This window comes from Alkalimonas cellulosilytica (genome assembly GCF_036325985.1).
Classification (GTDB): domain Bacteria; phylum Pseudomonadota; class Gammaproteobacteria; order Enterobacterales; family Alteromonadaceae; genus Alkalimonas; species Alkalimonas cellulosilytica.
In genome coordinates, this window is record NZ_JAUHLI010000024.1 from 15,033 (window position 1) to 34,006 (window position 18,974).

The window sequence follows — 18,974 nt, forward strand, 5'->3', positions numbered from 1 at the left end:
ACTGCCGGGTGGCCTGTTCCGTGATCAATAAGGGTTGGAAGGGGTATAGAAGTTGCTAAAATTGCCGTTAATCCCAATACGAATTGGGGATACTGAGCTGGTGTTATTCAGCAAGTTGTAACTATTGCCTGGTAATAAGCGATAACGCAGCAAGTCGCTGACTACAACGGGCTGACCACAGCTGGTTTGCTGATACTGGGTCTGACCATCCGCTCTTAGGACATAAACTTCGTACTGACCATCAACCACGGCATGGCCATTGGCTTGCACAAACAGCGATGTGCGCTCTGATACGCCAATAGCCCGGCCGTTGCTGCCTAAATGCGCCTGGAATACCGCCGAACGTCCCATCCGGTCCCGCTCATAGAAATGGGTGTCGTTGATGGTATTGGCCAGCATCGGAATGTTCAGAAAGTCGGTACTGATTTGAATGGTGTTGTGGCAAAAATCAGTCACCACCTCAGAGCTCACAGCCCCCTGCACCCCATCCGGGTTGTAAACAAACTGGCTGAGTACATGGTTACCGGCCGAGGTACCACCCACCACGCCACCTTTGTCGTACACATACTGGATAGCATCCTCCACCTTGGTGCCCTGCCAGTTGCTGATGTAGGTGCTTTGATCACCACCAGCCAGCCAGACAAACTCGGCAGTACGGATCACCCAATCGACATAGTCGCTGTTGGCTTTGTTGCGGCTATCCACGATAATGGTTTCAACCGAAGCCGCATTGGTCAGCCCCTGCAGGTAACTGTTGTAAGCGCCGGTCCCAGCCGTACGCAGTACCACAATGTTGCCGCCCTGAATATGTGGCGCAACCCGCTGACTGAAGGCATCGTCCACATCGGTGCCTCCGCCCATCAGCAGTACCGCTGGTTCATTTAACTCTACACAGCTATCCTCCAGACTGCCAACTCGGTACACCGTCAGGCTGCCTGGCTTGCTGGGCCTTGGGCCATAGTTGCAACTGCCGGGTGCAGGGTCTCCGCCCTGGCCCCCATCATTGAAATTCACCAGCAATTGATAGTTACCGGTGCCTGCATACCGGGTAACTTTGATGTAATGCCGACCCGGAGCAGCCGCAGGATAGGTGCCGGTTTCCGGGTTATTGGCCGTTTGACCGGACAAAATATAACTGCCGGTTTCCCGGTACAAAAACCAGTCAAAGTCGGCGTTACTGCCGTGGCTTAAGCTGATGGAGATATCACCGGTGCTGCTGGTGTCAAAGTAAAACCAGTCGACATCGTTGCGATTGTGGATACTGGCATTGACCGTAACACCGGAACATAAAGGCCCGTTGGCATTGTTTTCGGTATTGTTGTTTTCCTGCTCCTGCGTCAGACAGGCGTAGGCATGACTACTGAATAACAGCGCCAGAGCGCTGATTTGAACTAGTGCTTTCATTGTTGTTTCCTGCTTATCGTTATTATGAAGGTTGCCCAAAGGGCGTTTACCACGCAGCATGAACGACAGGTACTCACACTGCGGTAGTATTGGGGTTGAACCTTGGCTCAGAATTTAGCAAGGAATGGCTATTCGTCGAACCATTCAGAGAGGTGGTAGTCGGTCGCGCAAGCGTGCAGCCCCTGCTGGCGGAAAGCCAGGCAGCGAGTGTCTGAATGACTGGGGCAATGCACGTTCATACCTAGAGGTCATAATTGATTACTTTGTAAACACTATTGACCCGAAACCGGCAGCTGTCAAGAAAAAAGTTGGTATCTGTCAGCTTTATTGACACTTCTTGTTGCTAACTGATTGAGCCAGAGGGTTTTGCAGCGAGGTCACAAGTTGTTGCCACTGATGCAGCCTGGCTTGCTGGCTGATCCCAGCATTGGCCGGGCTGCTGGACGGCAAACCAAGCAGGCGGCATGCCTTTGGTAGCACGATATTCGGCAATACCAGCTTGCGAAAGCTGGCTTCGGCTTTTTTGCCATTAAAGGCGATCAGTTGGAGTTGCCGGTGGTGCTGGAAAAAACCAGCGAAATCATTCGGGGTTTCGTTACGGATGGCACTGTCCAGACTGCCTTGTCGTTCGCAGTGCTGCAGCACATCCCAGAGTGCAACCCTGTTGCGCTGAAGTGCCTGTAGACGCTCAGGGTAAGCTAAACCAGCATCAAAGCCGAGCAACTCGGCCATCATCGGCCAAAAGTGATTGCGCGGATGACCGTAATACTGTTGCTGCGCCAAAGAAGCAGCGCCCGGCATGCTGCCAAGCAGCAGCACACGCGCATCCGGCCGGCTGACCGGTGCCAGGCCGGTGAGTTTGCTCATTTGCTTTAGCTCTTGCTGTTAGCCAGTTGAGGCTGATACTGCAACGCTTTTTTCCAGGCCAGGCGCGCTTGCTCCAGTTCCCCTTCCTGCTCGGCCAGCCAACTAAGCAGTGCATAGAGATAACCGTTGCCTTCATGATCACGCAACCAGTGCTGTACCTGCTTACGCAACTGCAGCACGGATTTCCCCAGTGGGATTTGCCGTAAATACGGCCAGGCCAGCTCAATATCGGCCAGCGCCAGGGTGTTGACCAGCAAACGCTCCGCCTGCTCGGTCTGGCCCTGATTGGCCTTGGCCCAGGCCCGGCCAATCACGGCAGCGACCGATTTACGCTCACGCCCCGGTAAAGCCTGCCAGTAATCAGCTTGCTCGGAAAACTGCCCGTTTTGCACCAGGCTACTGATGGCCTTCGGGTAAATTTGATAGCGCTGCACGGCCCATTGCGATTTAGTGAACCAGCGATGTTTCAGCGCCGCCGGTACCTGCTCCAGCAATTGCTGCCAGTGCCCGGCCTGCTGCAGACTAAACAGATACAATTGCCCCAGGCCACAGGCTTTGGGCTGCTGGGCTACTTTGGCCTGCAGCAAATTCGCCGCCTGTGCTGCTTGCCCCTGCTGGATCAGCAAATCGGCTTGCACAAACCAGGTGTTGGGATCCTCTGAAGCCAATTGCTGGATCAATTGCTCAGCCTGCGGCGATTGACCAGCATAAAAGGCGGCATAGCCCGCCAGCATGCGCTTTTCATCCTGATAGGGCGAGTGCGCCAGCGACTGCTGCAACAAGTTCGCGGCATCCTGCCACTGCTGCCGGGCAAACGCCCTTAACCCTTCCTGAAAAGCTTGCTCTGCTTTTTGCCGCCGGCGCCATTGCCAGAAACGCCAGGAGCGACCTGGCAGACGCCAGAGGGCCCGCAGCAGCTTGGTAGTTAGCCACAGCAGCAGACTGCTGACGATCACAAGCACCACCAGGCCCACCACCGTCATTTCCAGTGTATAGCCCGCCAGCACAATACGCACATAGCCCGGCTCGGCCAATACCAGCGGCCCCAGCCACATTGCTGCGGCCAACAGCAGTATGATCAGCAGCAAACGTATCATAGCGCGTCTCCTGCATCCTCACCCAGGAGCTGTATAGTGCGCTGATAGCGCTGCAAGGCTTCCAGGCTTTGCAGCGGAGCGATGTAGCCCGGATGCAACTCCAGCCGGGCTAACTCAACCAGACTGGCAGACAGTTGCTGAGTTCCCGCATCGGAGGCCTCAAAATAGCGCTGCACTAAATCTGCGGCTTCGCGCAAACTGGCCTGAAACAAAGCGCTCTGCTGCTGCATGGCAGCCAGCTCGGCTTGCACCAGTTGTTGCTGCAAACGCTGCCGCAATAAGAATTGCTGTTCACGGCTCAGGCTAAACTCATCCTCTGCCACGCTGCGACGAACCTGCAGCAGTTGCTTCAGGCCCTGCTGCCACAACCGCTGCCAACGCTCACGCCAGCCGGCATCGCTGGCCTCGAAAGGTGCTGACAGTCTCTGCTGCTGATCTTTAAATGGCAGCTCCCGCGCCAGCTCCCGCAGTGAGCGGATACTAAGCTGGGTCTCGGTCGGATCCGGAATACGCAGCCTGGACAGCGCTTGTTCATCCTGACGAATAGCTTCACGTACAGCCAATAAGGCAGGCTCGCCCAGGCGGGCCAAACGACTATCGGCGCTTTTTAACAGTTGCAGGCTGGTTGCCACATCCAGCTCCAGCCAGATTTTCTGGCTGGCCATCCGCAGCAGGTAATCCACCTCAGCCAGCAACCAGATACTGGGCGCAGCCCCTTGTTGCTGCTCTAAGCGCTGCTCGATAAAGCGTAACTGTTGCTGAAACTGCGTTTGCTGTTGTTGCAGTTGACGTCTCAGTTCATCCTGCTGCTGACGTTGTTGCTGCTGCCACTGCGTTAGTTGATCCTGCTGCTCGTCTCTGAGCCGTTGCTGGCTGCGCTGTAGCACAGTGCGCTCTTCATCCAACTGGCGCTCTAAGGCCAGTTGCTGACGCTGCTGGCTCTCCGTCAATTGCTGCCACTGTGGGTAGAGCCAGTAGCCCCCCGCAACCAAAGCACCCGTCAGTAGCAGGCTAACCAGCAAGGCCAGCCACGCAATGCCACGTCCGGTTTTCACCACCGGCTGTTGCAAGTCCGCTTCAGACAGATAACGCATCTCATCGCCGGATTGCGTCGTCTTAGCAGCATCCTTCGATGACTGCTCAGTTACCTTATCTACTTCGCTGGCTTTGCTTGGCTCACTGCTCATAAATAATCCCTCTTGTAATGACATATCGCTGCCATAAGCGCAGTATCGTTGGCATTATCTGCCAGTATAATCTTGCTGACCGGGATGCCAAGTGCCAGCGCCGAATCGTGCATGCGTGGACTGACCAAAATCCAGTGCCGGCTACGCAACCAGTCATGGCCGGCAACCGGCAGCAATGAGAATAACCGGCGCAGAATTTCTTCACTGGTCACCAGAATGCAACTAACCTGTTGCTGCCAGAGGGCAAACAACGCCTCACCATCCAGCTCAATCGGCAAGCGATGATAGCTTTGCACATAACGCACCCGGGCACCACGTTGCTGCAGCCCTTGCTTCATCAGCTCACGGCCACTCTGGCCACGCACGATCACAATGTGCTGACCGTCAACCTGCTGCATACAGGGCATGGACAGCACCCCTTCACTGCGCTGATCGTGCGGGTACAAGACCTCCCGCCCGGTCCATTGTTGCAGAACTGACGCTGTGGTCTGGCCAACGGCACGCAACGGTGCTTTGAGCTCACTGGCGTCCAGTTGTTGCTGCAACGACGTCACCGCGCTGACGCTGACAAACACCAGCTGATCAGCCTGCTGCAGCCACTGCAGCTCTTTCGGCTTGATGGGCACCAGCTGAGTGGCAATCAGCGGCTGGTACAGATAAACCAGACCAAGTTCATCCAGGCCGGCCAATAAGGCATCCGCTTTGCCTGCCGGCCGGGTGATTAACAGTGTCTGGGCACTCATCACCGCTCCTGGTAGGCTGCAGCCAACAGTGCAGCCGCCCCCTCTGCCAGCAGCGCTTCCGCCACCTGTACACCCAAAGCTTCCGCTTGCTGACGTGGCGCTTTGGCTTCGGCCTGTAAAATCTGCCCACCATCCAGCGAGCCGACCAGACCACGTAACCAAAGGGTATCGCCGTCAAGTTCGGCATAAGCGCCAATCGGTACCTGACAACCGCCTTGTAAACGCCGATTCATTGCCCGCTCGGCCAGCACCCGATCCGCCGTATCGGCATCATGCAGTGCCGCCAGCAATTGCTGAATACGCGGGTCGTCGGCCCGGCATTCAATGCCGACAGCGCCCTGACCATTGGCAGGTAAGCTTTGCTCCGGTGCCAGCCAGCCGGCAATGCGCGGCTGAAAACCCAATCGAATCAAGCCGGCTGCCGCCAGAATAATGGCATCAAAGTCGCCCTGGTCCAGCTTGGCCAAACGGGTATTGACGTTGCCGCGCAGATCCTTGATCACCAAATCCGGTCGCCGAGCTTTTAGCTGACACTGCCGGCGCAAACTGGAAGTACCAACCACAGCTCCTGCGGGCAACTCCGCCAGACTTGCATAATGATTCGACACAAAGGCATCACGCGGATCTTCACGCGGGCAAATGGTTTGCAGCACCAGGCCTTCAGGGAAAGCCACCGGCACGTCTTTCATGCTGTGCACGGCAATATCAGCCCGGCCATCCAGCAAGGCCATTTCCAGCTCTTTGACAAAGAGGCCTTTACCGCCGATTTTAGCCAGCGGGGTATCCAGAATTTTATCGCCCTGAGTCGACATCGGTACCAGCTGGACCATTATTTCCGGATGGTGCTTTTCCAGTTCGGCTTTGACATACTCAGCCTGCCACAACGCCAGCGCGCTTTTGCGGGTGGCAATTCGTACCATCTGGCTCATATTACTTGTCCTTGTCGGTCAGCAACAGTCGCTGCAAAAAACTACTAATATCAGCCACTTCCTGCGCACTGACACTGTGCTCCATCCGGTAGTCGTGCCAGCTGACCGCAAAGCCCTGCTTTTTAAGGGCGTGAAACGCCTGCTGGCCACCCGCCATCGGCACTACCGGATCCTGCACGCCGTGGCCAATAAAGACCGGGGTTGCTTTGTTGTAAGGCAGGGCTTCATCTGACAGTTTTTCTGGTGCACACATATAGGTAGATAAGGCCATCACACCGGCCAGCTTGTATGGCAAACGCGCCAGCAAATGCAGCGCAATCACGCCACCCTGGCTAAAACCGGCCAGCACAATACGCTCGGAGGGCATGCCTTGCGCGATCAGTTGGTCCAGCAACTGCTGCACCTTGGCCGCCGAGTCGCGCACTCCGGCTTCGTCGGCTCTGCTGAGCAAGTCCATGCTTTTAATGTCGTACCAGGAGCGCATTTCCATGCCACCATTGATGGTAACCGGCTGCACCGGCGCATGAGGGAAAATAAAACGAATACCGGCGTCGCTAGGTAAACGCAGCTCTGGCACGATGGGGGCAAAACCATGGCCGGAGTCGCCCAGGCCATGCAACCAGACCACTACGGCCTTGCAAGGTCCCTGGGCTGGCGTGTCAACAAAAGGAAGTAGGGTCATGCTGTTGGCTCTAATTGAATGGCAACGCCGGCCTGCTTGCTGGCGGCATCGTTAATCAAGACCCAGAACTCCAGGCCGGTACGGTTATCTATCCACTTATCCTGCTGCCACTCGCAGTGATGGCCGTTAAATTTGGTGGCTATCCACAACTGATGCAGCGGTGGTTGCTTGTTGATAATGATTTTACTGCCATCGGCGAAGGTAATGTCCAGCTTGCCACCCATGGACTCATAATCCAGATCCACCTCCAACTGCTCGATGGCTTCTTCCACCGCCAGCAGGGTGGCATCGGCTAATTCATCATATTCACGATCATTCATTGCGTCACCTGTTTGCTTTTGCTGCTAAGGATGCGATTATAGAGCTTCTGGCAATTTATGAAATACATCACCATGCATCTAGGCTATCGCTTTCGTCCGTTGTGTACTCGCATCCTGCTTGTGTTGGCTGCCCTGCTGGCCCTGTCTGCCTGTGGTCAGAAAGGCCCCCTTACCTTACCACAACCGCCGGAAGCTGTCGCAGAAGAGCAAGCCTCTGAGTCAGAAATTCCCGTTGTCGTCGTACCGCAGAGTAACCCTCATGGACCATTTTAATTACCGCGAGCAGCAGCTCTTTGCCGAAGAAGTGTCACTTAGCGACATTGCCGCTCATTATGGCACACCTTGTTATGTCTATTCCCGCGCCACCATAGAGCGGCATTACCATGCCTTTGCCGATGCCGCCAAAGGCCATCCGCACCTGATTTGCTACGCCGTCAAAGCCAACAGCAATATTGCTGTCCTGGACCTGCTGGCCCGGCTTGGTTCAGGCTTTGATATTGTCTCCGAAGGCGAGCTGCGCCGGGTCATCGCCGCCGGCGGCGATCCAAAAAAAGTGGTCTTTTCCGGGGTGGCCAAAACGGCCGATGAAATGCGCTATGCGCTGCAACTTGGCATTAAGTGCTTTAATGTCGAGTCTGAAGCCGAATTAAACCGGCTGCAGCAGGTGGCCAAAGCGCTGGATCTGCGTGCTCCGGTCTCGATCCGGGTCAATCCGGACATCGATGCCAAAACTCATCCCTATATTTCTACCGGCTTAAAAGCCAATAAATTCGGTATTGATATCAACGACGCTGAACGCATTTATCAGCAGGCAGCGGCCGCCTCGCATGTGCAGGTGGTTGGGGTCGATTGCCATATCGGCTCGCAACTGACCGAAACCCAACCCTTTTTGGATGCACTGGATAAGTTGCTGGCCTTAATCGACCGGCTAAAAAGCCACGGCATTCAATTGCAACACATCGATGTGGGTGGTGGCCTCGGGGTGCGCTATCAGGATGAAACCCCACCACACCCGAGTGAGTATGCTGCCGCTGTCGTAGAGCGGTTAAAGCCTTACCCGGAACTGACACTGATTTTCGAACCAGGTCGCGCTATTATGGCCAATGCCGGTGTGCTGCTGACCAGGGTGGAGTACTTAAAACCTGGTCAGGAGAAGAACTTCGCCATTGTCGATGCCGCCATGAACGATCTAATCCGGCCGGCGCTGTACAGTGCCTGGCAGGCCATCGTACCGGTCCAGCAACAAGATAATGGCAAAGCACAGCTGTACGATGTGGTGGGCCCGGTCTGCGAAACCGGTGATTTCCTTGGCAAAGATCGGCTGTTGGCCATTGCCGAAGGTGATTTACTGGCAGTGCGCTCGGCGGGTGCCTATGGTTTTACCATGAGCTCCAATTACAATAGCCGGCCAAGAGCGGCCGAGGTGCTGGTAGATGGCAGTCAGAGCCACCTGATCCGGCAGCGTGAATTATGGCAGGATTTATGGCGCGGCGAACACACTCTCCCATGAATGCACAGCGACCCGATAAGCGCGGCACCCTGTTGCAGTTTTCCAAAATGCATGGCCTCGGCAACGACTTTATGGTGGTGGACAACGTCAGCAACAATGTCTACATCACACCGGAGCAAATCCGCCGACTGGCCGATCGCAACTTTGGCATTGGCTTTGATCAGCTACTGATGGTAGAACCACCCTATGATCCGGATCTGGACTTTCATTACCGCATTTTCAATGCCGATGGCTCCGAAGTCGAGCAATGCGGCAATGGCGCCCGCTGCTTTGCCCGTTTTGTCCGCGCCCGCGGCCTGACCAACAAACACAAAATTGGTGTCAGCACCAAATCCGGCACCATTCAGCTGCTGGTGGAACAGGATGGCCAGGTAACCGTCAATATGGGTGTGCCACAACTGGAGCCGGATCGCATTCCCTTTAAAGCCCAGAAGCAGGAAACCACCTACATTCTGCGGGCCGACGATCAAACGCTGTTGGCCGGTGTGGTCTCGATGGGCAACCCTCATGCTGTTACTATTGTCGAACAGCTGGAGGCGGCTCCGGTCGAGATTCTCGGGCCGTTATTTGAACTGCATGAGCGCTTTCCCGAGCGGGCCAATATTGGTTTTATGCAGATTCTTAATCCACAACATATTAAACTGCGGGTCTGGGAGCGCGGCGTTGGCGAAACTCTGGCTTGTGGCACCGGTGCCTGTGCGGCCGTGGTGGTCGGTGCTTTGCAAAAGAAACTACAACAACAGGTACGGGTGGATTTACCCGGTGGCAGCCTTACGATTCGCTGGCAAGGTCCGGGACAACCCGTACGGATGACCGGCCCTGCCACCCATGTGTACGACGGACAAATTATATTATGAGCAAAAGCAAGGACAACAACACCCTGACTGCAGCCGAGCTGCAGGCCGATGAGCAACTGATGCAGGCAGCACTGGTGATCGATCATCTGCAGCAGCATCCGGATTTCTTTTTGCAGCACCCGGGGCTGCTCACTGAGCTGCGCCTGCCGCACCAGCAAAAAGGCAGCGTCTCACTGGTCGAACGCAAGCTGGAATTGCAGCGCGAAAAAATTAGTGCGCTGGAGGAAGAAATTACCCGCTTAATGAGCATTGCCCGTCACAACGAGCTGATTTTCAAAGCGCTGAATCAGCTGCATGTCGACTTGATGCAGTGCCAGCATGCCGAAGAGCTGCAACAACATCTGGAGAGCTTTACCGCGGCTATGCCGGGTGTGCACGCCTGCAAACTGTTTTCCTTTGTCGATAGCACAAACCAGCCCGATTTTAGCCAGTTTGAATTGCTGCTTAATCGCCGGCTCAATGGCCGTAAACTCTATCTGGGCCGGCTTAATCATGAAGAGCAGCAACATATTTTCCCAGCCAGTATTCACTCGGTAGCACTGCAATTGATCCAGGTGCAAGACAAGCCACTGGCATTGCTGGCTTTTGGCAGTGAGCAGGACGATCATTTCCAACCAGACATGGACAATTTGTTCCTCGCCCACCTGGCTGAGCTGGTGGTGCGGGTGCTCTCTCCAGCCCATCATGCCGCCTGACACCGGACAAACCGCTTTGCCAGCTAGCCTGGCAGAGCCGCTGGAAAAGTTTCTGGCAAATTTGCGCAACGAACGCAATTACAGCCGGGCCACACTCAATAGCTACCGCCAACAGCTGGAAGCCACGGCGGTGAGATTGCCGGTACAACGCTGGCAGGACGTCACCCAAGCCATGCTGCAACGGCTGCTGATGCAGGATTTTCAGCAGGGGTTGGCGCCCCGCTCACTGGCACTGCGCGCCGCCAGCCTGCGCAGCCTGTTTCGGTTTTTACAGGCAGAAAATCCACAGGCCATCAACCCGGCACAGCACCTGAAAGTACCCAAGGCACCGAAAACCCTACCGAAACAGCTCGATGTTGATCAGATTCGTCACCTGCTGGATGCAGAACCGGACGATACCCTGGGCTACCGCGACCGTGCCATGCTGGAACTGTTTTACTCATCCGGCTTGCGTTTAGAAGAGCTGGTCACTATCAATCTGCCGGATATCGACTGGCAAGATCGGCTGTTGCGGGTGCGGGGTAAAGGCAGCAAAGAGCGCATGGTGCCGATTGGCCGCTACGCCATCAAAGCCTTACAGACCTGGTTGCAGCACCGACCTGAACTGGCAGGGCCTAAGCTACCGCCTGAAGACAGCCAGGCGCTGTTTTTAAGCCTGCAAAAGCAGCGCATTTCCACCCGCCAGGTCCGGCAGCGGGTACAGCGCTGGGCCAAACAACAGGGGCTGCCACAATCGCTGCATCCACACATGCTGCGCCATTCCTTTGCCAGCCACTTGTTGGAATCCAGTGGTGACTTGCGCGCCGTACAAGAACTGCTCGGCCACGCCAATTTAAGCACCACCCAGGTCTACACCCACCTCGATTTTCAGCATCTGGCCAAGGTGTACGATGGCGCTCATCCCAGAGCAAGGAAGAAAAGCTAATTTCTATGTAAGCTGCACCTGCACCTGTTACAGCCTCTGCCATGCAGATCTCTGTATCAGTTACTGACTGATGCGGTACCTGACGTATGGGAAAAAAAAGAAGCACAGCCAAAACAGTAAACCAAATAACACAGCATCCAAAATTCTTACGGGAAGATTCATCGTCAAAAAGTAACCTTGCGTTTTTAACACCCATAAAGTCAATGTAATGATGATGAGCCATATCGTCGAAATAAATACAGACCGTATAAAACCAGCAGCCTGTACAGAAAATCTCCACAAAGTGCCCTTGGGTTTACGGTGGTAATCCCAGCGACCGAGAAGCAATCCAGCCACTAACCCCAAAACAATCGCATCCATACCAGCTGCTCCGCAACACCTCACATATTAATGGTTAAGGTTGCAGCAATAGCCGAAACTCCAGCTGCACCAGTCCAAAACTTAATCTAAGATATTGATGATTGGTTCAAGAGTATCTCTCTCCCAAAACCCTTGATGGTAAGATGACTCTATCACCCCAAGCCCATTCATCAGATCCAGCACAGACACAGGTTGCACACCGATCTGATTAATGTAGGGTAAACAGCGACTAAAAAACTGGCATTCGTTGGGATGTGGCTCAATACAACTACCTGTAGGATCCCACGGACATTGAGGTGATAGATTAGGATCATTACAAGTGAAAGCATCCCCATTGCAATAGCCATCCAGATAATCACTGTAGCTTAAGTTTTCCTGTCCTTTCCAGTAATCAATATATTGACCCATAGTTGCCGTACATGTCTCACTCAAAACAGCTTGGGGATACTCAGTGATAACAGCAACGGCACCTGCACTGAAGGCAGTCTGCACAGCGTACTGACCTACTCTATAAAGCCCTGCTCCTAATAAAAAGGTTGCCGTGTACTTACACCCTGCAGACAAAAATGGATCGTCTGCCGCACTACCTCCCGACGCATTGACAGAGGCTGGGTTAACAAGAAGCAAGAAGCAAGAAGTATTTCATAACAAAGTCTCCATTACATTTTTATTCCGTATTTGGCAAGCAGCGCCACCAAAACAATAGCACCTTAATTTCACTATATCAACAAAGAAACAACATTAGAATCCCCCACATACAAGATAATCTTCAAATCCTCTTTGATGACTTGAAGATACAGGTTTTTCTATCGAGAGACGAAGTTTCTGAGTGAGTATATAAAACTCTGCGATACTTTACGGTATGATTAATTGACCCACCCTTCGCAACTACACTGAAATTATGGGCGTACAGAAACAACATTCTCACTTTCTCATCGGTTTATTATAATGCATATATTCAAAGCCATCGGCCCAGTTAAAGTGCTTTCCTTCGATTTGGACGATACACTGTACGACAACGCCCCGGTATTGCTGTCCGCTGAGCAGGCCATGCTGCAAAGCTTACAACAACAGCTAACACCGGAACTGCACAGGCCGCTGGAGTACTGGAGCCAACAACGCTGGCAGCTGGGGCAGCAAACACCGGACATTCGCCACGATATTGGCCGTTGGCGTATGCTCGGCATTGAAGCAGGGTTAGTCCAGCTTGGGCTGGCAGCATGCGAAGCCGGTGAAATAGCTGAAACCGCTTATCAGGCTTTTTGGCAGGCACGCACCAAGATCACCATAGCACCAGAGGTGCGCCGGTTGCTGGTGCAATTAGCCAGCCGCTATCAACTGATCGCCATCACCAATGGCAATGCCTGCATCCAGCGCATGGGGCTTGATGATTTATTTCAGTTCAGTCTGCAGGCTGGGCCGGATGGCAAAATGAAGCCTTTTCCGGATCTATTTTTGGCCGCCGCCAAACGGCTGCAGCTACCGCCACAACAGATCCTGCATATCGGTGACAGCCACCGCGCCGATGTGATGGGCGCTCTAAAAGCCGGTTGCCAGGCCGCCTGGCTGGATCACCATCAAAGCTCAGTAAAGGTATTACCGCATCTTCGCTTGACGCAGTTGCAACAATTATCAACTTTAAGTTTGAATTAAGCCGTTTCTTTATCTTTTATTCGGAAACCAGCTGCAATCCAGGCAATGGTAAAATAGAAAATTGCAGGCACCGGGATAGCAAAGAAAACAACCAGAATAATCGTGAAGTTTTTTGCGACTTGTTGTTGTTTCAGATGCTGCTGCAATTCAACGATAGTTTGTTCTCGATTGAATCTTGGCGGATGTTGTTGCTCTGGAGCTGACTTAAGCTCTTCAAGTCGATAGTCAAGTTGTTGTACCCTAGTATTGATTGTGCTCAGTTCTTGGTAAAGGGTGATTGCGAGATAAGCCCAAAAAGGAATCAAGAAAACACAAAACATACGTTGCCATCCATTAAGCCTCACTTTTATTTCCTTTTTTAAGAATAATCATGTCAACAAATTAACTAAATAATTTAAACAAATCTAATTGTTCTTGAAGATTTTTGGTACTGGTCATTTATGCAAACACTGGATATTCATCCACCCAAGTCTTGGCCTGCTGCCTAGGCCTGTTATAATGGCCTTTTCTGCAATCAACGAGTGCCCTGATGGATGTATCGAGCCTGCTGGATGACCTGAACGACCCCCAACGCGAAGCTGTGGCAGCGCCGCCGCAGCATATGCTGGTGCTGGCCGGGGCTGGCAGTGGCAAAACCCGGGTGTTGATCCATCGCTTGGCCTGGCTGATGCAGGTCGAACGGGTAGCACCATACAGCTTACTGGCGGTGACTTTTACCAACAAAGCAGCGCAGGAAATGCGTGGCCGTATTGAGCACACCGTGGGCGTCAGCTTGCACAACCTCTGGATGGGCACCTTTCATGGGTTGTCGCACCGGCTATTGCGCACCCACTATCAACAAGTGGGCTTGCCGCAGGGCTTTCAAATTTTGGACTCTGACGATCAGTACCGGTTGATCCGCCGGGTCCTGAAAAGCCTGAACCTGGATGAAAAACACTGGCCGGCCAAACAAATCCAATGGTTTATCAATGCCCGCAAAGACGAAGGCGAGCGGCCCAGCCAGATTGAAGCCGGCGGTGATTTCAGCCTGCAAACCATGGTGAAGATTTATACCGCCTATCAGGATGTCTGCGATCGGGCCGGTCTGGTCGATTTTGCCGAGATCTTGCTGCGATCGGTCGAGTTATTGCAGCAACACCCTGAAGTACGGGCACACTATCAGCAGCGCTTTCGGCATGTGCTGGTGGATGAGTTTCAGGATACCAACGCCATTCAGTACCGCTGGCTAAAACTGCTGGCAGGGCCGGACAGCAAAGTGATGATTGTCGGCGATGACGATCAGTCGATTTATGGCTGGCGCGGTGCCAGGGTCGAGAACATTCAGAGCTTTCTGCGTGATTTCAATGAGCCTGTCACCATCCGGCTGGAGCAAAACTACCGCTCTACCGCCACCATCTTAAAAGCGGCCAATGCCGTGATTGCCAACAACAGCGATCGGCTGGGCAAAGACTTATGGACCGATGGCCGTGAAGGCGAACCGATTTCCGTCTATACCGCTTTCAATGAACTGGATGAAGCCCGCTTTATTGTTGGCCGTATTAAAGACTGGCAGCAGCAGGGCAATACCCTGACGGATACAGCGATTTTGTACCGCAACAATGCCCAGTCCCGTATTCTGGAAGAAGCGCTGATCCAGGCGGGTTTAAATTACCGCATCTACGGCGGGCTGCGCTTTTATGAGCGGCAGGAGATAAAAGATGCCTTGGCGTATCTGCGACTGATTGCCAACCGCAACGACGATGCCGCTATTGAGCGGGTGATCAACACCCCGGCCCGCGGTATTGGCGAAACTACGCTGGCCAAAGTCCGGGCCGAGGCCCGTGAGCAGCAACTAACGCTCTGGCAAACGCTGCAACAGCTGCTGGCCACCAAACAGCTCTCCGGCCGGGCAGCCAATGCCATTGGCCAGTTTATCGAATTGATCGATCAGCTTAGCGAAGCCTGCGATGACTTGCCGCTGCACGAACAAGCGGAACATGCCATCAAGCGCTCTGGCCTCTATGCCATGTATCAGGCAGAAAAAGGTGAAAAAGCCCAGACCCGGCTGGAAAACTTAAACGAGCTGATCACCGCTTGTCAGACGGCACCCTACGAAGCTGACGAGCAAATGACCCCACTCGAGTCCTTTTTGTCCCAGGCTGCGCTGGATGCCGGTGATTATCAGGCCGACAAGCATGCCGATGCGGTCCAGCTGATGACGTTGCACAGCGCCAAAGGGTTGGAGTTTCCACTGGTGTTTATCAACGGCCTGGAAGAGGGCATGTTCCCCAGCCAGCAGAGCGCCGATGAGCCCGGCCGGTTGGAAGAAGAGCGGCGGCTGTGTTACGTCGGCATGACCCGGGCGATGCAAAAGTTGTATCTCTGCCATGCCGAAAGCCGGCGGGTTTATGGTCAGGAACATCATCAATTGCCTTCGCGTTTTTTACGCGAAATCCCCGAACAATACCTGGAACCTATCCGGCTGACGACCCGGGTGGTGCAGCCGGTAAGTAGTGGTCGCTTTAGTCAGCAAGCCAGCCATGTTGCCTTTGAGAACACCGGCTACAAGCTGGGCCAGCGGGTGCTGCACAGCAAGTTTGGCGAAGGCACTGTGCTGAATTACGAAGGCAGTGGCCCTCAATCGCGTATTCAAATCAACTTTGATGAAGTCGGCAGCAAGTGGCTGGTCACGGCCTATGCCCGGCTAGAGGCCATCGCCTGATGTTGGGGCAGCAGCTGCCTGACTGGCTCAGAGCCGCCAACGCGGCGCATTGCCGTCTGCCGGTGGTATTCAGTGGCAGCAACAGCCGCTTATTGCCCCAAGTACAACAGCTGCTGCAACACTACCAACCAGACAAGCTATGCTGGATTGGCCCGGATGCGCCGGCTGGTGCGCTGGTACCAAGCCGGCAACACAAGCAGCTCGGCACCGAGTGCGACTGGCTGATTATCAATGCAGAGCAAGGCTTTCCAGCCGATTTGGTTGCTGCCGTCAGTGGTAGCCTGAAAGCGGGCGGTCTTTGGTTGCTGCTGACACCAGAGCCTGAGCATTGGATGCAACAACCGAACCCTGACCATCGCCATCTGCTACCCTATCCACTGGATGCAAGCAAACATCAGGGTAATTTTTTGTGGTTTTTCTGCCAGCGCTTGCAGCAATGCGCACTTGCCTGGCTGACACCCGATGAAGTGCTGCAAGCCCCTACTTTTCCGAAAATTACCACCCCTGAGCCAGCCCCGGCACCTTATGCCACCACCGAGCAGCAAGCTGCGGTTGCCGCCATTCATAAAGTAGCGCTGGGCCATCGCAAACGGCCCTTGGTGCTGACAGCGCATCGGGGCCGGGGTAAATCAGCGGCACTGGGCCTGGCCGCCGCTGAATTAGCGCAACACGATAAACACATCCTGCTGACTGCGCCCACTGAGTCAGCTGCCGCTATCTGTCAGCAGCACTTTCGTGCCCATGTCAGTTCTGAACAGCAATCGCTGCTGCGTTACCTGCCCATTGATATGCTGCTAAAGCAGCAGCCGCAAGCTGATTTGGTGCTGGTGGATGAAGCAGCCGCCATTCCCACCCTCTTATTGCAGCAGCTGGTGCAGGCCTATCCCAGAGTCGTTTTTGCCACCACCGAACATGGTTATGAAGGTACCGGCCGAGGCTTTCAGTTGCGTTTTCAGGCCTATTTGCAGCAGCACTTTGCAGGTTTTAAACAGCTGCAGCTGAAACAGCCCATACGTTATGCGGATTGCGATCCACTCGAGCAGCTGCTGTTTCATAGCCTGCTATTAAATCTATCGGAACAGGATCCGGTATGGGACGGCGCTATCGATGCATTGCAGCTGCAACAACTAAACTCCGGCCAGCTGGTTAAGCAGCCTGAGCTGCTGCAATCTTTGTTTCATTTGCTGTCTTTGGCGCATTACCAAACCAGAGTCGATGATCTGGCAGCTCTGCTGGACAACGCGAAGCTAGAAGTCTTTGCCTTGATGCAAGATGACCGCCTGCTTGCCTGCGCTCTGGTGAGCCTGGAAGGCGAGCTACCGGAGTTACTCAGTAAAGAAGTACTGCTTGGCAAGCGACGGGTACAGGGACACCTGCTAGCACAAAGCCTGGCGTTTCACCTGCAACAACCCGAACTAACCCAAGCGCCCATGGCCCGAATCCAGCGCATTGTGGTGCACCCCAAGTTGCAGCGACAAGGCCTTGGCTCTGAGCTGCTAAGCCGTATCAGTGCAAACTATCAACCCACCCAACATTTGCTTGGTACCAGTTTCGCTTTATCAGCACCGGTGCTGAGCTTCTGGTCAAAAGCTGACTTTGTGCCGGTGCGGCTTGGTGTTAAAGCCGATCAGGCCAGCGGTGAACATTCACTGCTGATGCTGCAGCAAAGCACTAAGCACCAAAGTACCATCAGGCAACTTGAAAGCTGTTTTCGCCGCCAGCTCTATGATCAGGTCCCGGCCCTATACCCGCAGCTTTGCCCTGAACTGCTTCGACAGTTAGTCACACCACCACAGCAAGCACTCAGTCAATTGGATTACCAGGCACTGATCCTGTTTGCCGATCAGCAGCGCCCTTTCGAGCTGGTATATACCCAGCTGTTGCATTGGTTCAATCAGCATCTGCAGGATGTTTCAGCAGCAGACGCAGAGCTTTGCATAGCGCTGTTGTGGCAAAAGAAAGGATTTGACGATGTAGCCAAAACCTACGGTATTACCGGTAAAAAACAGCTCATCAACCGATTACGTCGTATGGTGGCAGCGGCACTGGCAACGCCCGGCTCAGAGTAGCGTATCAGCTAAACTAATGTTAATCTGGCGTTTTAGCTGATGACCCTACTATGCTCTCGATTGTTGCCTTTACACTCTTCGCAAGCCTTACCGCTGACGACTTTACACCACAACAAGTACGGTTGCTTCAGGTTGCGCTCGATACCGAAACACTTAGTCAACAGCTGACAAAAGCTTATAGCATCTGCCAGCACGGTGAGTCAGCAATTCAGTGGAACACCTTGTATCAAGAGCTTGAGAGCTTGCCTGCTCTTAGTGTGATCGAACAAACTCTGGAACTGCCTGTGGAGTCTTACCGGCACTTTGTGCAGACCATTGCGCTGCTACCATCGCGTAACGTACAACTTTGGCAAAACCGTGAGTTAACCTGTGATGAGGAGGATAGCAGGGAACAACTATTCAGAGAGTACCGCGAGGCGTATTTTGCTATGGAGCTCAGCCCACCATTGAATCAGAGCTTCGCCGATACACTTGCATTAAGACAGCAAAAGCAGGGTCTGCTACAACATCGTTATCAACAATTGATTGCTAGCAGCAACAGCATAACTATTGCGAACATTGTGCATAAGAGTGAGCTTTCCGCCATTGAACAAGCTAATTACCTGCACCTGGATTACCAAAGCGATTATATCTTTCGCAGCCAAAAAGGCTGGAAACACTATCCGCCACTCTTTCTTGGGATGCACCGTTACATATCAGCATCAGAGCTGGCCGACGATAGCCAGCAATGGCTAATCTTCCTTGACTATCAACAACACTTTATCAGTGCAGTTCCTCTTACAGAGGCCAGTTCGTATCTAGAGTTACTTGGCCCTGAGCATTGGAGCTTTGATCGTCACGGCAACCTGAAACGCAATCCTTGAAGTCAATTCTCGTTTCTAGTGGCTCCAGGCTGAGACGCTCGTTCAGATCGACATCAACATGTTTGACTGAGCGACTAGCGAGGGAGTTGTTGTGGCGAGCCTGAAGGAGCGT

The 18,974-nt window shown here is 53.7% G+C and carries 20 protein-coding genes; 9 read left to right on the forward strand and 11 right to left on the reverse strand.

Annotated elements, in window-relative coordinates; translation table 11 throughout:
• Positions 1 to 24: 24 nt before the first annotated feature.
• From QWY20_RS17165 to cyaY, 8 genes are all read right to left on the reverse strand, one after another.
• Complete coding sequence (locus tag QWY20_RS17165; protein ID WP_330130236.1) at positions 25 to 1,404, reverse strand: pre-peptidase C-terminal domain-containing protein; 1,380 nt, start codon at positions 1,402 to 1,404, stop codon at positions 25 to 27.
• Between the two features lie 324 nt (positions 1,405 to 1,728).
• Positions 1,729 to 2,271, reverse strand: a complete 543-nt coding sequence (locus tag QWY20_RS17170; RefSeq protein ID WP_330130237.1) for a DNA-deoxyinosine glycosylase — start codon at positions 2,269 to 2,271, stop codon at positions 1,729 to 1,731.
• A 5-nt stretch (positions 2,272 to 2,276) separates the two neighbouring features.
• Positions 2,277 to 3,368, reverse strand: coding sequence for a heme biosynthesis protein HemY (locus QWY20_RS17175; RefSeq protein ID WP_330130238.1), 1,092 nt, complete (start codon positions 3,366 to 3,368; stop codon positions 2,277 to 2,279).
• Positions 3,365 to 4,555: a uroporphyrinogen-III C-methyltransferase gene (locus QWY20_RS17180; RefSeq protein WP_330130239.1), complete on the reverse strand. Its 1,191-nt coding sequence runs from the start codon at positions 4,553 to 4,555 to the stop codon at positions 3,365 to 3,367. The genes QWY20_RS17175 and QWY20_RS17180 overlap by 4 nt, the downstream gene beginning before the upstream one ends.
• Positions 4,552 to 5,298, reverse strand: a complete 747-nt coding sequence (locus QWY20_RS17185; RefSeq protein WP_330130240.1) for a uroporphyrinogen-III synthase — start codon at positions 5,296 to 5,298, stop codon at positions 4,552 to 4,554. Before QWY20_RS17185 ends, QWY20_RS17180 begins: the two co-directional genes overlap by 4 nt.
• Positions 5,298 to 6,227, reverse strand: coding sequence for a hydroxymethylbilane synthase (hemC, locus tag QWY20_RS17190; RefSeq protein ID WP_330130241.1), 930 nt, complete (start codon positions 6,225 to 6,227; stop codon positions 5,298 to 5,300). The genes QWY20_RS17185 and hemC overlap by 1 nt, the downstream gene beginning before the upstream one ends.
• A gap of 1 nt (position 6,228) precedes the next feature.
• A complete protein-coding gene (locus tag QWY20_RS17195; RefSeq protein WP_330130242.1) occupies positions 6,229 to 6,909 on the reverse strand; it encodes an alpha/beta hydrolase in 681 nt (226 codons plus the stop codon).
• Complete coding sequence (gene cyaY, locus QWY20_RS17200) at positions 6,906 to 7,229, reverse strand: iron donor protein CyaY (RefSeq protein WP_330130243.1); 324 nt, start codon at positions 7,227 to 7,229, stop codon at positions 6,906 to 6,908. The genes QWY20_RS17195 and cyaY overlap by 4 nt, the downstream gene beginning before the upstream one ends.
• Before the next feature lie 72 nt (positions 7,230 to 7,301).
• Between cyaY and lptM the strand changes: the two genes are divergently transcribed.
• Genes lptM through xerC form a run of 5 tightly spaced genes read left to right on the forward strand, consistent with a single transcriptional unit; the run spans position 7,302 to position 11,216 of the window.
• Positions 7,302 to 7,502 (forward strand): LPS translocon maturation chaperone LptM, encoded by a 201-nt coding sequence (gene lptM, locus QWY20_RS17205; RefSeq protein WP_330130254.1) that lies wholly within the window; start codon positions 7,302 to 7,304, stop codon positions 7,500 to 7,502.
• Positions 7,489 to 8,739 (forward strand): diaminopimelate decarboxylase, encoded by a 1,251-nt coding sequence (lysA, locus tag QWY20_RS17210; RefSeq protein ID WP_330130244.1) that lies wholly within the window; start codon positions 7,489 to 7,491, stop codon positions 8,737 to 8,739. Before lptM ends, lysA begins: the two co-directional genes overlap by 14 nt.
• Positions 8,736 to 9,596 carry a diaminopimelate epimerase gene (gene dapF / locus QWY20_RS17215; protein ID WP_330130255.1) on the forward strand — a complete coding sequence of 287 codons (861 nt, stop codon included), beginning with the start codon at positions 8,736 to 8,738 and terminating at the stop codon, positions 9,594 to 9,596. The genes lysA and dapF overlap by 4 nt, the downstream gene beginning before the upstream one ends.
• Entirely contained in the window at positions 9,593 to 10,291 is a 699-nt protein-coding gene (locus QWY20_RS17220; RefSeq protein ID WP_330130245.1) for a DUF484 family protein, read from the forward strand. The genes dapF and QWY20_RS17220 overlap by 4 nt, the downstream gene beginning before the upstream one ends.
• Positions 10,281 to 11,216 carry a tyrosine recombinase XerC gene (gene xerC, locus QWY20_RS17225; RefSeq protein WP_330130246.1) on the forward strand — a complete coding sequence of 312 codons (936 nt, stop codon included), beginning with the start codon at positions 10,281 to 10,283 and terminating at the stop codon, positions 11,214 to 11,216. The genes QWY20_RS17220 and xerC overlap by 11 nt, the downstream gene beginning before the upstream one ends.
• 60 nt (positions 11,217 to 11,276) lie before the next feature.
• Here xerC and QWY20_RS17230 read toward each other — a convergent pair whose 3' ends face one another.
• The gene (locus QWY20_RS17230; protein ID WP_330130247.1) at positions 11,277 to 11,576 is read right to left on the reverse strand and encodes a hypothetical protein; all 300 of its coding nucleotides are present in this window, start codon (positions 11,574 to 11,576) and stop codon (positions 11,277 to 11,279) included.
• A gap of 81 nt (positions 11,577 to 11,657) precedes the next feature.
• Positions 11,658 to 12,140, reverse strand: a complete 483-nt coding sequence (locus tag QWY20_RS17235; RefSeq protein ID WP_330130248.1) for a hypothetical protein — start codon at positions 12,138 to 12,140, stop codon at positions 11,658 to 11,660.
• A 384-nt stretch (positions 12,141 to 12,524) separates the two neighbouring features.
• Here QWY20_RS17235 and QWY20_RS17240 point away from each other — a divergent pair, with 384 nt between their 5' ends.
• The gene (locus QWY20_RS17240) at positions 12,525 to 13,229 is read left to right on the forward strand and encodes an HAD-IA family hydrolase (protein ID WP_330130249.1); all 705 of its coding nucleotides are present in this window, start codon (positions 12,525 to 12,527) and stop codon (positions 13,227 to 13,229) included.
• Here QWY20_RS17240 and QWY20_RS17245 read toward each other — a convergent pair.
• Positions 13,226 to 13,573: a hypothetical protein gene (locus QWY20_RS17245; RefSeq protein WP_330130250.1), complete on the reverse strand. Its 348-nt coding sequence runs from the start codon at positions 13,571 to 13,573 to the stop codon at positions 13,226 to 13,228. The two genes, QWY20_RS17240 and QWY20_RS17245, sit on opposite strands and share 4 nt — an antisense overlap.
• A 185-nt stretch (positions 13,574 to 13,758) precedes the next feature.
• Here QWY20_RS17245 and uvrD point away from each other — a divergent pair, with 185 nt between their 5' ends.
• The 3 genes from uvrD to QWY20_RS17260 are packed head-to-tail and all read left to right on the forward strand — an operon-like array spanning position 13,759 to position 18,862.
• Complete coding sequence (uvrD, locus tag QWY20_RS17250; RefSeq protein ID WP_330130251.1) at positions 13,759 to 15,930, forward strand: DNA helicase II; 2,172 nt, start codon at positions 13,759 to 13,761, stop codon at positions 15,928 to 15,930.
• Entirely contained in the window at positions 15,930 to 17,999 is a 2,070-nt protein-coding gene (locus QWY20_RS17255; protein WP_330130252.1) for a GNAT family N-acetyltransferase, read from the forward strand. Before uvrD ends, QWY20_RS17255 begins: the two co-directional genes overlap by 1 nt.
• Before the next feature lie 50 nt (positions 18,000 to 18,049).
• Complete coding sequence (locus QWY20_RS17260; protein WP_330130253.1) at positions 18,050 to 18,862, forward strand: hypothetical protein; 813 nt, start codon at positions 18,050 to 18,052, stop codon at positions 18,860 to 18,862.
• The last annotated feature ends 112 nt before the right edge of the window (positions 18,863 to 18,974 follow it).

What these genes read in the sequence shown, in the direction of transcription:
- QWY20_RS17165 (WP_330130236.1), bottom strand. Translation starts at nt 1,404, where the DNA reads ATGAAAGCACTAGTTCAAATCAGCGCTCTGGCGCTGTTATTCAGTAGT.
- QWY20_RS17170 (WP_330130237.1), bottom strand. Translation starts at nt 2,271, where the DNA reads ATGAGCAAACTCACCGGCCTGGCACCGGTCAGCCGGCCGGATGCGCGT.
- QWY20_RS17175 (WP_330130238.1), bottom strand. Translation starts at nt 3,368, where the DNA reads ATGATACGTTTGCTGCTGATCATACTGCTGTTGGCCGCAGCAATGTGG.
- QWY20_RS17180 (WP_330130239.1), bottom strand. Translation starts at nt 4,555, where the DNA reads ATGAGCAGTGAGCCAAGCAAAGCCAGCGAAGTAGATAAGGTAACTGAG.
- QWY20_RS17185 (WP_330130240.1), bottom strand. Translation starts at nt 5,298, where the DNA reads ATGAGTGCCCAGACACTGTTAATCACCCGGCCGGCAGGCAAAGCGGAT.
- hemC (WP_330130241.1), bottom strand. Translation starts at nt 6,227, where the DNA reads ATGAGCCAGATGGTACGAATTGCCACCCGCAAAAGCGCGCTGGCGTTG.
- QWY20_RS17195 (WP_330130242.1), bottom strand. Translation starts at nt 6,909, where the DNA reads ATGACCCTACTTCCTTTTGTTGACACGCCAGCCCAGGGACCTTGCAAG.
- cyaY (WP_330130243.1), bottom strand. Translation starts at nt 7,229, where the DNA reads ATGAATGATCGTGAATATGATGAATTAGCCGATGCCACCCTGCTGGCG.
- lptM (WP_330130254.1), top strand. Translation starts at nt 7,302, where the DNA reads ATGCATCTAGGCTATCGCTTTCGTCCGTTGTGTACTCGCATCCTGCTT.
- lysA (WP_330130244.1), top strand. Translation starts at nt 7,489, where the DNA reads ATGGACCATTTTAATTACCGCGAGCAGCAGCTCTTTGCCGAAGAAGTG.
- dapF (WP_330130255.1), top strand. Translation starts at nt 8,736, where the DNA reads ATGAATGCACAGCGACCCGATAAGCGCGGCACCCTGTTGCAGTTTTCC.
- QWY20_RS17220 (WP_330130245.1), top strand. Translation starts at nt 9,593, where the DNA reads ATGAGCAAAAGCAAGGACAACAACACCCTGACTGCAGCCGAGCTGCAG.
- xerC (WP_330130246.1), top strand. Translation starts at nt 10,281, where the DNA reads ATGCCGCCTGACACCGGACAAACCGCTTTGCCAGCTAGCCTGGCAGAG.
- QWY20_RS17230 (WP_330130247.1), bottom strand. Translation starts at nt 11,576, where the DNA reads ATGGATGCGATTGTTTTGGGGTTAGTGGCTGGATTGCTTCTCGGTCGC.
- QWY20_RS17240 (WP_330130249.1), top strand. Translation starts at nt 12,525, where the DNA reads ATGCATATATTCAAAGCCATCGGCCCAGTTAAAGTGCTTTCCTTCGAT.
- uvrD (WP_330130251.1), top strand. Translation starts at nt 13,759, where the DNA reads ATGGATGTATCGAGCCTGCTGGATGACCTGAACGACCCCCAACGCGAA.
- QWY20_RS17255 (WP_330130252.1), top strand. Translation starts at nt 15,930, where the DNA reads ATGTTGGGGCAGCAGCTGCCTGACTGGCTCAGAGCCGCCAACGCGGCG.
- QWY20_RS17260 (WP_330130253.1), top strand. Translation starts at nt 18,050, where the DNA reads ATGCTCTCGATTGTTGCCTTTACACTCTTCGCAAGCCTTACCGCTGAC.